General features: G+C 40.8%; 8 protein-coding genes. 7 read left to right on the plus strand and 1 reads right to left on the minus strand.

What is annotated here, in order from left to right:
- Window positions 1-30 precede the first annotated feature (30 nt).
- The 4 genes from HBN42_RS07660 (at window position 31) to HBN42_RS10340 (ending at window position 2,350) form a co-directional block, all read left to right on the plus strand.
- Window positions 31-474: a zinc-dependent MarR family transcriptional regulator gene (locus HBN42_RS07660; protein WP_165994471.1), complete on the plus strand. Its 444-nt coding sequence runs from the start codon at window positions 31-33 to the stop codon at window positions 472-474.
- A gap of 3 nt (window positions 475-477) precedes the next feature.
- Window positions 478-1,176 (plus strand): metal ABC transporter ATP-binding protein, encoded by a 699-nt coding sequence (locus HBN42_RS07665; protein WP_165994472.1) that lies wholly within the window; start codon window positions 478-480, stop codon window positions 1,174-1,176.
- Window positions 1,177-1,179: 3 nt separating this feature from the next.
- Window positions 1,180-1,995, plus strand: a complete 816-nt coding sequence (locus tag HBN42_RS07670) for a metal ABC transporter permease (RefSeq protein ID WP_165994473.1) — start codon at window positions 1,180-1,182, stop codon at window positions 1,993-1,995.
- A 235-nt stretch (window positions 1,996-2,230) separates the two neighbouring features.
- Entirely contained in the window at window positions 2,231-2,350 is a 120-nt protein-coding gene (locus HBN42_RS10340) for a Fic/DOC family N-terminal domain-containing protein (RefSeq protein WP_235925361.1), read from the plus strand.
- 492 nt (window positions 2,351-2,842) lie between these two features.
- On the opposite strand, the gene tyrS is transcribed toward HBN42_RS10340, so the two are convergent.
- A complete protein-coding gene (gene tyrS, locus HBN42_RS07680) occupies window positions 2,843-4,102 on the minus strand; it encodes a tyrosine--tRNA ligase (RefSeq protein WP_165994474.1) in 1,260 nt (419 codons plus the stop codon).
- Between the two features lie 93 nt (window positions 4,103-4,195).
- Here tyrS and pbp1b point away from each other — a divergent pair, with 93 nt between their 5' ends.
- The 3 genes from pbp1b (at window position 4,196) to rpoC (ending at window position 14,064) form a co-directional block, all read left to right on the plus strand.
- Window positions 4,196-6,508 carry a penicillin-binding protein PBP1B gene (gene pbp1b, locus HBN42_RS07685; protein ID WP_165994475.1) on the plus strand — a complete coding sequence of 771 codons (2,313 nt, stop codon included), beginning with the start codon at window positions 4,196-4,198 and terminating at the stop codon, window positions 6,506-6,508.
- 263 nt (window positions 6,509-6,771) lie between these two features.
- Window positions 6,772-10,338 (plus strand): DNA-directed RNA polymerase subunit beta, encoded by a 3,567-nt coding sequence (rpoB, locus tag HBN42_RS07690; RefSeq protein ID WP_165994476.1) that lies wholly within the window; start codon window positions 6,772-6,774, stop codon window positions 10,336-10,338.
- A 90-nt stretch (window positions 10,339-10,428) separates the two neighbouring features.
- Window positions 10,429-14,064, plus strand: coding sequence for a DNA-directed RNA polymerase subunit beta' (gene rpoC, locus HBN42_RS07695; protein WP_165994477.1), 3,636 nt, complete (start codon window positions 10,429-10,431; stop codon window positions 14,062-14,064).
- The last annotated feature ends 164 nt before the right edge of the window (window positions 14,065-14,228 follow it).

Here is a 14,228-nt window from a genome sequence, read left to right on the forward strand (position 1 = left end):
TAATTAACTGGTTAATAAAGGGGGGATACTATGGGAACCTTAGAAAAGAAAATTGATCACTTAGTGAATCATATTTTATTAAAAGCTGAAAATCAGCATGAATTATTATTTGGCGTTTGTCAAAGTGATGTTAAACTAACCAACACTCAAGAACATATCCTGATGCTCTTATCACAAGAAAAATTGACAAACACAGATTTGGCCAAAAAATTAAACATTAGTCAGGCCGCAGTTACTAAAGCTATTAAGAACTTAGTGAAGCAAAATATGCTAGCAACCACAAAAGATCTTGTGGATGCGCGCGTGACCTATTTTGAATTGACAGCTTTAGCTAAACCCATTGCTCAAGAACACACTGAACACCACAATCAAACCTTGGATGTCTATGCTAGACTTCTCAGTCATTTTTCTGAAGAAGAAGAAAAAGTGGTCGAAAAGTTCTTGACAGTTTTTGCACAAGAATTAGAAAGGTAAGAGTTGAGATATTTAACAGTCGAAAATTTGTCTTTCCAGTATGAAAGCGATCCAGTTTTAGAGGGCATTAATTACCACTTGGACAGTGGTGAATTTGTGACGCTCACTGGTGAAAATGGTGCTGCCAAGACGACTCTAATCAAAGCCACCTTAGGTATTTTAAGCCCAAAGGTTGGTCAGGTCATCTTTTCAAAAAAAAATAGTGAAGGAAAGAAGCTGAGAATTGCTTATTTGCCTCAGCAAGTAGCCAGTTTTAATGCTGGTTTTCCTTCAACAGTTTATGAATTTGTAAAATCAGGACGTTATCCACGCAGTGGTTGGTTTAGACGCTTGAACCAGCATGATGCTGAACATATCAAGGCCAGTCTAGAATCAGTGGGCATGTGGGATAATCGTCATAAGAAAATTGGTAGCCTATCAGGCGGACAAAAACAAAGGGTGGTTATAGCTAGGATGTTTGCTTCAGACCCAGACATTTTTGTCCTTGATGAACCAACAACAGGCATGGATAGTGGGACAACTGAAACCTTTTATAATCTGATGAACCATAGTGCCCACAAACATGGAAAAGCCGTTCTGATGATCACTCATGATCCTGATGAAGTCAAAAATTATGCGGATCGCAATATCCACTTAGTCCGTAATCAGAAACTTCCTTGGCGTTGTTTTAACATTCACGACAGTGAAAATGAGGAGGTTTAGAAGGTGCTTGAAATTTTATCTTATGACTTTATGCAAAGGGCAGTCATGGCTGTCATTGCTATTAGTATTTTTGCTCCTATCTTAGGAATCTTTTTAATTTTAAGACGGCAGAGCTTGATGAGTGACACCCTCAGTCACGTTTCCCTAGCTGGGGTAGCTTTTGGGGTGGTGCTTGGTGTCAACCCAACCTGGACAACCATTCTGGTGGTCGTAGTGGCTGCACTTGTCTTAGAATACCTACGGGTTGTTTACAAGCATTATATGGAAATTTCAACAGCCATCTTAATGTCCCTGGGCTTGGCGCTTTCTGTGATTATTATGAGTAAGTCAACCAGTTCATCAAATGTCAGCTTGGAACAATATCTTTTTGGGTCTATCATCACCATTAGTATGAACCAGGTCATTGCTCTCTTTGTGATTGCAGTTGTTATCTTGCTTTTGACCCTATTCTTTATTCGTCCCATGTATATCTTGACCTTTGATGAGGATACAGCCTTTGTAGATGGCTTGCCAATTCGCTTAATGTCACTTCTTTTCAATGTGGTGACCGGAGTAGCTATTGCCCTAACCATTCCAGCAGCTGGAGCGCTCCTAGTTTCTACAATTATGGTCTTACCTGCCAGCATTGCCATGCGTTTAGGAAAGAACTTTACCTCCGTTATTTTTATCGGAATTATCATTGGTTTTATTGGCATGTTTTTTGGGATTTTCCTATCCTACTACTGGGAAACGCCAGCAAGTGCAACTATTACAATGATCTTTATTAGTATCTTCTTGCTGGTGAATATCATTTCCTTTCTTTATAAAAAATTAACTTAAAAAATCTAGCTTTTGAACCGCTCTCTTAATTGAGGGCGGTTTCTTGTTATAATTTTTCTTTTTTTGAAATAAAAATGATTATAATATAGAAAAAGGTGAAAAATATCATAAGGAGTAGATTTATGGCATTGCAGGGGATAAAAAATTACCAATCTTGCTAGAAGATAAGCAAGCCTTGAACCTTTATAAGAAACTAGCAATAGTAAACAAGGTTTTAGGAAAATTAGATGCCGTTTTGGAATCGTCTATTATTAACTCCTCTATTCTCAGTTTATTGTCTTATAATGAGTCAGTCCAATCGACAAGAATAGAAGGAACACAAGTAACTTTCCATGAAATAATGACTCCACATTAAAGCAAGAATCAGCAGACACTGGCGACTCTTGCTTTTTTAATTAGTTATTGTGTCCGTATGCGATCATAATTTCCATTTTATCAATTATGCTTTTCCCAGTTCCTGTGTCAGGGTTTTGGTTTGCTTAAAATTAGTTCCGCTTGCTTTTTGCGTGAATCCGCACACGCAAAGGTTAAAGATCTTGATTTAAAGGTATTTCGCATATGGAATCACACATTTGCACGTGATAACACGATATAATGGATTTACAGCAAACTAAAAAGCGTAGCTGATGACTACGCTAGTTCTTGCCTGCTGAACATATTAACAATCTGTTCAGCCTTATCCTACTATTTTAGGTTGTCAAACCTTGATTTGATAACCTTTTTTGTGGTAACTTTGCTCATGTTTTGTGGATTTTTGAGGGATATCTAAGAATATTTAAAGATATCCCAAAATCCTAGAGACCTTGTTATGTCAGTAGTTAAAGAGACGTAATGACCTTCTCTAAGGTTAGTTAAATGTTAATACAAAATATTTTTTCTTGCCACGGCGGATAACTGCTAGTTGGCCGTCAATTTTATCCTCATCTTGTAATTGATAAGTTAGGTCTTGAACACGCTCACCATTGACGTAAATAGCTCCGTTTTGTACATCTTCACGGGCTTGGCGTTTTGATGGTGAAATCTTTGCTGAAACCAGCAATTCAACAATGTTCAAGTTGTCTTCTGCCTGCACTTGGTAGTTAGGAACATTGCTTAGGCCTTGTTTTAATTCACTTGCTGATAATTCTTTGATGTTACCTGCAAAGAGTTGTTCCGTGATTTTGACAGCCTGATTATAGGCAGCCTTGCCATGAACTAAAGTCACAACTTCACGAGCTAATGTTTTTTGAGCTAAGCGCTCATGTCGCGCAGCATCGAATTCTTTTTCGATGGCATCAATCTCGTCTAAGCTTAAGAAAGTAAATATTTTCAAGAAGCGGATAGCATCATCGTCCATAACGTTTAACCAGAATTGGTACATTTCATAAGGAGATGTCTTATCAGCGTCTAGCCATACCGCATTACCTTCAGACTTTCCAAATTTCTTACCAGTTGAATCAGTGATCAATGGCACAGTCATGACATGGCCAGTCTTATCGGCCTTTCTGCGCAGCAACTCAGTACCTGCTGTCATATTGCCCCACTGGTCAGAGCCACCAATTTGTAGGGTCACATTGTGCTTGTTATTGAGTTCGTAGAAATCATATCCCTGCATGATTTGGTAGGCGAATTCAGTGTAGGAAATCCCTGTTTCAATACGTTTTTTCACAGAATCTTTACTCATCATGTAGTTGACCGTAAAGTATTTACCAACGTCACGAAGGAAATCAATGAAACTAATTTGTGAGAACCAGTCGTAGTTGTTCACTAGCTCTGCTTTATTGTCCCCATTTTCAAAATTAAGGAAATTTGAGAGCTGTCCTTTGATTTTGTCGCTCCACTCAAGGACAGTTTCTTTAGTTTGTAAGCTACGCTCAGCATCCTTAAAAGAAGGATCACCAATCAAGCCTGTAGCGCCACCCACTAAGGCATAGGGCTTGTGCCCAGCCATTTGCAGGCGACGAGAGGTTAAGATGGCTACTAAGTGACCTAAGTGTAAGCTGTCTGCTGTTGGATCATAGCCTGTATAATAGGATACTTGCCCTTCTGTTAATGCTTTGACAAGGGCTTCTTCGTCGGTCGTTTGAAAGACCAAGCCCCGAGCTTTGAGTTCTTCAAAAATATTCATAGGCTTTCTCCGTTTTCCTTATAGTTTTGCAAATTATTATATCAAAAATACCTAGTCCTATGCAAGCTTTCCTAAAGTTTGATATAATAGAAGATGAGGTATTTTATAGTGAACGAGAAAAAAGAAAGTAGAAGTAAAAAAACGCAGCACTTAGAATGGAAAGATCTTGCTGCTGTGATCCTAAGAACAGTAAAGTTATTAACCAACTTTATCTATATTGTCATTTTTTTAATAGGAATGCTGGGTGCGGGGATGGCCTTTGGCTATTTAGCCAGTCAGATTGATTCTGTCAAGGTTCCTGATAAAGAGAGTTTGCTCAAGCAGGTTAATACCATTACCCGTATTTCTCAGCTTAAGTTTTCGGATAATAGTCTGATATCACCGATTGATACCGATTTGTTGCGGACACCAGTCGCTAATAATGCCATTTCAGATAATATTAAAAAAGCCATTGTCTCCACAGAAGATGAAAATTTCAGGCACCATAAGGGTGTAGTTCCTAAGGCTGTTTTCAGAGCGACCCTGGCCTCAGTTGTGGGACTTGGTGAATCTAGTGGTGGGTCAACCTTGACCCAACAATTGATCAAACAACAAGTTCTAGGTGATGATCCTACCTTCAAACGAAAATCAAAGGAAATTATCTATGCCTTGGCCTTAGAACGTTATAGTACAAAGGATGATATCCTATCAGATTATCTTAATGTTTCACCTTTTGGACGTAACAATAAGGGACAAAACATTGCTGGTATTGAAGAGGCCGCAAGGGGAATTTTTGGTGTTTCTGCCAAGGATCTAACCATACCCCAATCAGCCTTTATTGCAGGGCTACCTCAGAGTCCTATTGTTTATTCACCCTATTTATCAACAGGTCAATTAAAGTCTGATGAAGATATGGCCTTTGGTATTAAGAGACAACAAAATGTCCTTTATAGCATGTACCGTTCAGGATTTCTTAATAAAAAGGAGTATGACTCCTATAAAACCTACTCTATTAAGAAGGATTTTATCAAACCAGAACGTGTCTCTGTTAATAAACACGATTACCTCTACTTTACCCTCATGGCTGATGCTAAAAAGGCCATGTATGACTATCTGATTAAAAGAGATAAGATATCAGCTCATGACCTGAAAAATGATAAAACAAGAGCCGCTTATGAGGAAATGGCAAGGCATGAATTGCAAGAAGGTGGCTATACCGTAACCTCTACCATTAACAAGACCATTTACAATGCTATGCAAAATGCCGTTGACCAATACGGCAGACTTTTAGATGATGGCTCAGGCAGAGTGGAGGTTGGTAATGTCCTAACAGACAATTCAACTGGAGCAGTTCTTGGCTTTATTGGTGGTCGAGACTATAATAGCAACCAAAATAACCATGCCTTTAATACTGTTCGATCCCCAGGATCAAGTATAAAACCAATCATTTCCTACGGCCCAGCCATAGACCAAGGACTAATGGGCAGTGCTACAATCTTATCTAACTATCCAACAACCTATTCTAGTGGGCAAAAAATCATGCACGTAGACAGTGAAGGTACAGCCATGATGCCTCTGCAAGAAGCTCTGAATACCTCTTGGAATATTCCTGCCTTTTGGACACAAAAGATGCTAAGAGAGCAAAAAGTGGATGTGCAATCCTACATGTCCAAGATGGGATATAGGATTCCTGACTACTCCATTGAAAGCCTCCCCTTGGGTGGAGGGATTGATGTTTCAGTGGCCACACAAACCGGTGCCTATCAGATGATTGCAAATAATGGAAACTTCCAAAGGCAACATACCATAGACAAGATCACTGCCAGTGATGGGACGGTGGTCTACAAGCATCAAAACAAAGCACAAAGGATCTTTTCAGCACCAACAGCTACCATCCTGCAGGAATTGCTTAGAGGACCTATTGATTCAGGGATAACCACAACCTTTAAAAACCGTTTGAGAGGCCTTAATCCTTCCCTAGCTGGAGCCGATTGGATTGGTAAGACCGGGACCACAGAAAATTATTCTGATGTCTGGTTAATGCTATCAACACCGAGAGTTACCCTAGGTGGTTGGTCTGGCCATGATGATAACAGTTCACTCACACCTATGAGTGGTTATAATAACAACTCTAATTACATGGCTAATTTAGTCAATGCTATCCACCAGGCCGATCCTAATATCTTTGGCATTAACAAGCGTTTCCGATTAGACAAGGACGTTATCCATGCCAAGGTCTTGAAAGCAACTGGATTACCAGAAGGAGCAGTTACTGTCAATGGACGTAAGATCACTATTGGTGGCCAAACAACCACAAGCCTCTGGGCTAAGAACGGACCAGGTCCTATGACCTATAGGTTTGCTATTGGAGGAACAGATAGCGACTATCAAAAAGCCTGGTCAAGCTTTAACATTAGTAAAAGATGACTTGATATTTAATGATAAATAGTGTATAATACTAATAACTATTTGTCGTCCAATCTAGTTGAAATATTGTCCAACTAGGAAGAACAGCAGTTAAATCACACTGATAAAGTCAGATTTAGCTGCTCTTTTTGTGCCTATTTTTGCTTTAAAAGTAAATTGTTACTTATATTTAAAGATTCTAAAAATTCACATTTGGGACAAATGATAAATGAAGCCTATTTGCTTAAAAGAGCAAATCGTAAAAAGAAAAAGGAGCTAAAAACTTGGCAGGACATGAAGTTCGATACGGAAAACACCGTACACGTCGTAGCTTTTCAAGAATCAAAGAAGTTCTTGATTTACCAAATCTAATTGAAATTCAAACTGACTCATTCAAAGACTTTCTAGATACTGGACTAAGAGAAGTTTTTGAAGATGTACTTCCCATTTCAAACTTTACAGATACTATGGAACTTGAGTTTGTGGGTTATGAATTTAAAGAACCAAAGTATACTTTAGAAGAAGCACGCATCCATGACGCAAGCTATTCTGCACCAATCTTTGTGACTTTCCGTTTGGTTAACAAAGAAACTGGCGAAATCAAAACCCAAGAAGTCTTCTTTGGTGATTTCCCAATTATGACAGAAATGGGAACCTTCATCATCAATGGTGGTGAACGGATCATCGTTTCTCAGTTAGTTCGCTCACCAGGTGTTTACTTTAATGATAAGGTAGATAAAAATGGTAAGATCGGCTATGGCTCAACTGTTATCCCTAACCGTGGTGCATGGTTAGAATTAGAAACAGATGCCAAAGACATTGCCTACACACGTATTGACCGTACCCGTAAAATTCCATTTACAACCTTGGTTCGTGCTCTTGGATTCTCAGGTGATGATGAAATCATCGACATTTTCGGTGACAGCACCTTAGTCCGTAATACCATTGAAAAAGACATCCATAAAAATCCAAGTGATTCACGTACTGATGAAGCCCTCAAAGAAATTTACGAACGCTTAAGACCAGGTGAACCAAAGACTGCTGACAGTTCACGTTCTTTATTGATTGCCCGTTTCTTTGACGCTCGTCGTTATGACTTGGCCGCTGTTGGACGTTACAAGGTTAATAAAAAACTCAACATTAAGACCCGTCTTTTAAACCAAGTCATTGCTGAAAACTTGATTGATGCTGAAACCGGCGAAATCCTAGTTGAAGCTGGAACAGAAATGACACGTAGTGTCATTGAATCCATTGAAGAACACATTGATGGTGACTTAAACAAATTTGCCTACACACCAAATGATTATGCAGTTGTAACTGAGCCAGTTATTATACAAAAATTCAAGGTTGTTTCCCCACTTGACCCAGAAAAAGTGGTAACCATTGTAGGTAATGCTTCACCTGATGACAAGGTTCGTTCCCTAACACCAGCTGATATCTTGGCTGAAATGTCTTATTTCTTAAACCTTTCAGATGGTATTGGTAAGGTAGATGATATTGACCACTTAGGAAACCGTCGTATCCGTGCTGTTGGTGAATTGCTTGCTAACCAATTCCGTATTGGTCTTGCGCGTATGGAACGTAATGTCCGTGAACGTATGTCTGTTCAAGACAATGACGTCTTAACACCACAACAAATTATCAATATCCGTCCTGTAACTGCCGCTGTTAAAGAATTCTTTGGATCTTCACAGTTGTCACAGTTCATGGACCAACACAACCCACTTTCTGAGTTATCACACAAACGTCGTTTATCAGCCTTAGGACCTGGTGGTTTGACACGTGACCGTGCGGGATATGAAGTTCGTGACGTGCACTACACTCACTATGGCCGTATGTGTCCTATTGAAACACCTGAAGGACCAAACATTGGTTTGATCAATAACTTATCTTCTTTTGGACACTTGAACAGATACGGCTTTATCCAAACCCCATATCGTAAAGTGGACCGTGAAAATGGTGTCGTGACTAATGAAATTGTCTGGTTAACAGCCGATGAAGAAGACGAATATACTGTTGCACAGGCTAATTCTAAATTAAATGAAGATGGCACCTTTGCAGAAGAAATTGTTATGGGACGTCACCAAGGTAACAACCAAGAGTTCTCAGCAAGTGTCGTTGACTTTGTAGACGTGTCACCAAAACAAGTAGTTGCCGTTGCCACTGCATGTATTCCTTTCTTAGAAAACGATGACTCCAACCGTGCCCTTATGGGTGCCAACATGCAACGTCAGGCTGTGCCATTGATTGATCCTAAAGCACCTTACGTTGGTACAGGTATGGAATATCAAGCAGCCCATGATTCTGGTGCCGCAATCATTGCCCAACATGATGGTAAGGTTGTCTTCTCAGATGCTGAAAAAGTTGAAGTTCGTCGTGAAGATGGTTCCTTGGACGTTTACCATGTAACCAAGTTCCGTCGTTCCAACTCTGGAACTGCCTATAACCAAAGAACCCTTGTTAAGGTTGGCGATATGGTCGAAAAAGGAGACTTCATTGCCGATGGACCTTCAATGGAAAATGGTGAAATGGCCCTTGGACAAAACCCAGTCGTTGCTTATATGACCTGGGAAGGTTACAACTTCGAGGATGCCGTAATCATGAGTGAACGTCTGGTTAAAGAAGATGTTTACACCTCTGTTCACCTTGAAGAATTTGAATCAGAAACACGCGATACAAAGCTTGGCCCTGAAGAAATCACACGTGAAGTACCAAATGTTGGTGAAGAAGCCCTTAAAGATCTTGATGAAATGGGTATCATCCGTATTGGTGCCGAAGTTAAAGAAGGCGATATCCTAGTTGGTAAAGTTACTCCTAAGGGAGAAAAAGACCTTTCAGCTGAAGAACGCCTACTCCATGCTATCTTTGGAGATAAATCTCGTGAAGTTCGTGATACCTCACTTCGTGTACCTCACGGTGGTGACGGAATCGTTCGTGACGTGAAAATCTTTACCCGTGCTAACGGAGATGAATTACAATCAGGTGTCAATATGCTGGTTCGTGTTTACATTGCCCAAAAACGTAAAATCAAAGTCGGAGATAAAATGGCCGGCCGTCACGGAAACAAAGGTGTCGTTTCACGTATTGTTCCCGTTGAAGATATGCCTTACCTACCAGATGGAACACCAGTTGATATCATGTTGAACCCACTTGGGGTGCCATCACGGATGAACATCGGACAAGTTATGGAACTTCACCTTGGTATGGCAGCCCGTAATCTAGGTATTCATATGGCAACTCCAGTCTTTGATGGAGCTACCGCAGAAGACCTATGGGCAACAGTAGAAGAAGCTGGAATGGATTCAGATGCTAAGACTGTTCTTTATGACGGACGTACTGGTGAACCATTTGACAACCGTGTTTCTGTTGGTGTCATGTACATGATTAAACTTCACCACATGGTTGATGACAAACTTCACGCCCGTTCTGTAGGACCTTACTCACTTGTTACCCAACAACCACTTGGTGGTAAAGCACAATTTGGTGGACAACGTTTTGGTGAGATGGAAGTTTGGGCCCTTGAAGCTTACGGTGCATCAAATGTCCTTCAAGAAATCTTGACTTACAAGTCAGATGACGTTACTGGACGTTTGAAAGCTTATGAAGCTATCACAAAAGGAAAACCAATTCCAAAACCAGGTGTTCCAGAATCCTTCCGAGTACTTGTTAAAGAATTACAATCTCTTGGCTTAGACATGAGAGTGCTAGATGAAGATGACAAAGAAGTTGAACTTCGTGACCTTGATGAAGGCGAAGACGACGATGTTATGCACGTTGATGATCTTGAAAAGGCGCGTGAAAAACAAGTCCAAGAAAGCACTGAACTTTCTGAAACAATAGAAGAAAAATAATAAGATCTGCTTAAGCAATAAGCTTTACTAAGCTAGAGCCTTTGGGCTCTAGAACTTAGTATATTGATATAACTAAGAAAGGTAAAACTAGTGGTTGACGTAAATCGTTTTAAAAGTATGCAAATCACATTAGCCTCACCAAGTAAGGTCCGTTCATGGTCTTACGGTGAAGTTAAAAAACCTGAAACAATCAACTACCGTACGTTGAAACCAGAGCGCGAAGGTCTCTTTGATGAAGTGATTTTTGGGCCAACAAAAGACTGGGAATGTGCGTGTGGTAAATATAAACGTATCCGTTATAAAGGTATAGTCTGTGACCGATGCGGTGTTGAGGTTACCCGTGCAAAAGTTCGTCGCGAACGTATGGGACACATTGAATTAAAGGCACCCGTTTCACATATCTGGTACTTTAAAGGTATCCCTTCACGTATGGGCTTAACCCTTGATATGAGCCCTCGTGCCTTGGAAGAAGTTATTTATTTCGCAGCCTATGTTGTCATTGATCCAATGGACACACCACTTGAGCCAAAATCATTATTGACAGAACGCGAATACCGTGAAAAAGTTCAAGAATATGGCTATGGTTCCTTCGTTGCTAAAATGGGTGCAGAAGCTATCCAAGACCTCTTGAAACGCGTTGATTTAGATGCGGAAATCGCAGAGCTCAAAGAAGAACTTAAATCTGCAACAGGACAAAAACGGATCAAGGCAGTTCGTCGTTTGGACGTGCTTGATGCCTTTAATAAATCTGGAAACAAACCAGAATGGATGGTATTAAACATCCTTCCAGTTATCCCACCAGATTTACGTCCCATGGTTCAATTGGACGGTGGCCGCTTTGCAGCTTCAGACTTGAATGACCTCTACCGTCGTGTTATTAACCGTAATAACCGTCTGGCTCGTCTTTTAGAACTGAATGCTCCAGGAATCATCGTTCAAAATGAAAAACGGATGCTCCAAGAAGCAGTTGATGCTCTTATTGACAACGGACGCCGTGGACGCCCAATAACTGGCCCAGGTAGTCGTCCACTTAAATCTTTGAGCCACATGCTTAAAGGGAAACAAGGACGTTTCCGTCAAAACTTGCTTGGTAAACGTGTAGACTTCTCAGGACGTTCCGTTATTGCCGTAGGACCAACCCTTAAAATGTACCAATGTGGTGTCCCTCGCGAAATGGCCATCGAACTGTTCAAACCATTTGTGATGCGTGAAATCGTTGCCCGTGAATTTGCAGGTAACGTCAAAGCAGCAAAACGTATGGTTGAACGTGGCGATGAACGCATCTGGGATATCCTAGAAGAAGTTATTAAAGAACACCCAGTTCTACTTAACCGCGCACCGACCCTTCACAGACTTGGTATTCAGGCCTTTGAACCAGTACTTATCGACGGTAAAGCCCTTCGTCTTCACCCACTTGTGTGTGAAGCCTACAATGCCGACTTCGATGGGGACCAAATGGCCATCCACGTGCCACTTTCAGAAGAAGCCCAAGCTGAAGCCCGTCTATTGATGCTTGCTGCTGAGCATATCCTTAACCCTAAAGATGGTAAACCAGTTGTTACACCATCACAGGATATGGTTTTGGGTAACTATTACCTAACCATGGAAGATGCTGGACGTGAAGGCGAAGGAATGGTCTTTAAAGACCGTGACGAAGCAGTTATGGCCTATCAAAATGGCTATGTCCATCTTCACAGCCGTGTTGGGATTGCAGTAGATTCAATGCCTGACAAGCCATGGAAAGACAGTCAAAAACATAAGATTTTGGTAACAACAGTAGGAAAAATCCTCTTTAACCAAATTATGCCTGATGATCTGCCATACTTGCAAGAACCTAATAATGCCAACCTAACAGAAGGTACACCTGACAAGTACTTCCTTGAACCAGGACAAGATATCCAAGAAGTTATTGATACTCTTGAAATCAATGTACCATTTAAGAAAAAGAACCTTGGAAATATCATTGCTGAAACCTTCAAACGTTTCCGTACAACTGAAACATCAGCCTTCCTTGACCGTTTGAAAGACCTAGGTTACTATCATTCAACCTTGGCTGGTTTGACTGTGGGTATCGCTGATATTCCTGTTATTGATAACAAGGCTGAAATTCTTGAAGCCGCTCACCACCGTGTAGAAGAAATCAATAAAGCTTTCCGCCGTGGTTTGATGACAGAAGATGACCGCTATGTTGCTGTTACAACAACTTGGCGTGAAGCTAAAGAAGCTCTTGAAAAACGTCTGATTGAAACACAAGATCCTAAGAACCCAATTGTTATGATGATGGACTCAGGAGCCCGTGGTAACATCTCAAACTTCTCACAGCTTGCTGGTATGCGTGGTTTGATGGCTGCACCTAACGGCCGCATCATGGAACTTCCGATCCTATCTAACTTCCGTGAAGGTTTGACCGTTTTGGAAATGTTCTTCTCAACCCACGGTGCTCGTAAAGGTATGACCGATACAGCCCTTAAGACAGCCGACTCAGGATATCTTACTCGTCGTTTGGTTGACGTGGCTCAAGATGTTATTATCCGTGAAGATGACTGTGGAACAGACCGTGGACTTGTTATCCGTGCTATTACTGATGGCAAAGAAGTTACAGAAACACTTGAAGAACGCCTGCAAGGTCGTTACACACGTAAGTCTGTTAAAGATCCTCAAACAGGTGAAGTTATTATCGGAGCAGATCAATTGATCTCTGAAGATATTGCTCGTAAGATTGTTGAGGCTGGTGTTGAAGAAGTAACCATCCGTTCAGTCTTTACCTGTGCAACCCGTCACGGGGTATGTCGTCACTGTTATGGTATTAACCTGGCAACTGGTGATGCTGTTGAAGTTGGTGAAGCAGTTGGTACCATTGCCGCTCAATCTATCGGTGAACCTGGTACACAGCTTACCATGCGTACCTTCCACACGGGTGGTGTGGCTTCAAATACCGACATCACTCAAGGTCTCCCACGTATCCAAGAAATCTTTGAAGCACGTAACCCTAAAGGGGAAGCTGTTATCACAGAAGTTAAAGGTAAGGTTGTTGACATTGAAGAAGATGCTGCAACAAGAACCAAAAAAGTCTTTGTTGAAGGAAAAACTGGTAAAGGTGAATACCTGGTTCCATTTACAGCTCGCATGAAAGTTGAAGTTGGAGATGAAATCAACCGTGGCGCCCTCTTGACAGAAGGTTCTATCCAACCTAAACGTCTCCTTGAAGTACGTGATACCTTATCTGTTGAAACCTATCTCTTGGCCGAAGTTCAAAAAGTATACCGTAGCCAAGGGGTTGAAATCGGCGATAAGCATATCGAAGTAATGGTTCGTCAAATGCTTCGTAAAGTACGCGTTATGGATCCAGGTGATACAGAATTACTTCCTGGAACTCTACTTGACATTGCAGACTTCACAGATGCTAACAAGGACATTGTTATCTCTGGAGGAATTCCTGCAACATCACGTCCAGTTCTTATGGGTATTACCAAAGCTTCCCTTGAAACAAACTCATTCTTATCAGCTGCATCATTCCAAGAAACAACCCGAGTTCTTACAGATGCTGCTATCCGTGGTAAGAAAGACCACCTACTTGGTCTTAAAGAAAATGTTATCATCGGTAAAATCATCCCAGCTGGTACTGGTATGGCACGCTACCGCAACATTGAACCACAAGCTATTAATGAAGTTGAAATCATTGAAGAAGAAACAGTTTCCGAAGCAACAAGCATTTCAGAAAACTAAGAAAAAAGGGCTCAGGCCCTTTTTTAGTGCTTTCCTTGCCTACTTTTTAGCTGATAGTGATAAGTAAACTTTTTGAATAAAAGCAAAATGAAAAAATCTTGAAAATAACTGTTTCTTTACTTTTCTAATAAAATGAGCAAATTTTTTTCAAAAAGATTAGTATT

This window comes from Streptococcus catagoni, assembly GCF_011421425.1.
GTDB lineage: Bacteria > Bacillota > Bacilli > Lactobacillales > Streptococcaceae > Streptococcus > Streptococcus catagoni.

What these genes read in the sequence shown, in the direction of transcription:
- HBN42_RS07660 (WP_165994471.1), top strand. Translation starts at nt 31, where the DNA reads ATGGGAACCTTAGAAAAGAAAATTGATCACTTAGTGAATCATATTTTA.
- tyrS (WP_165994474.1), bottom strand. Translation starts at nt 4,102, where the DNA reads ATGAATATTTTTGAAGAACTCAAAGCTCGGGGCTTGGTCTTTCAAACG.
- pbp1b (WP_165994475.1), top strand. Translation starts at nt 4,196, where the DNA reads ATGAGGTATTTTATAGTGAACGAGAAAAAAGAAAGTAGAAGTAAAAAA.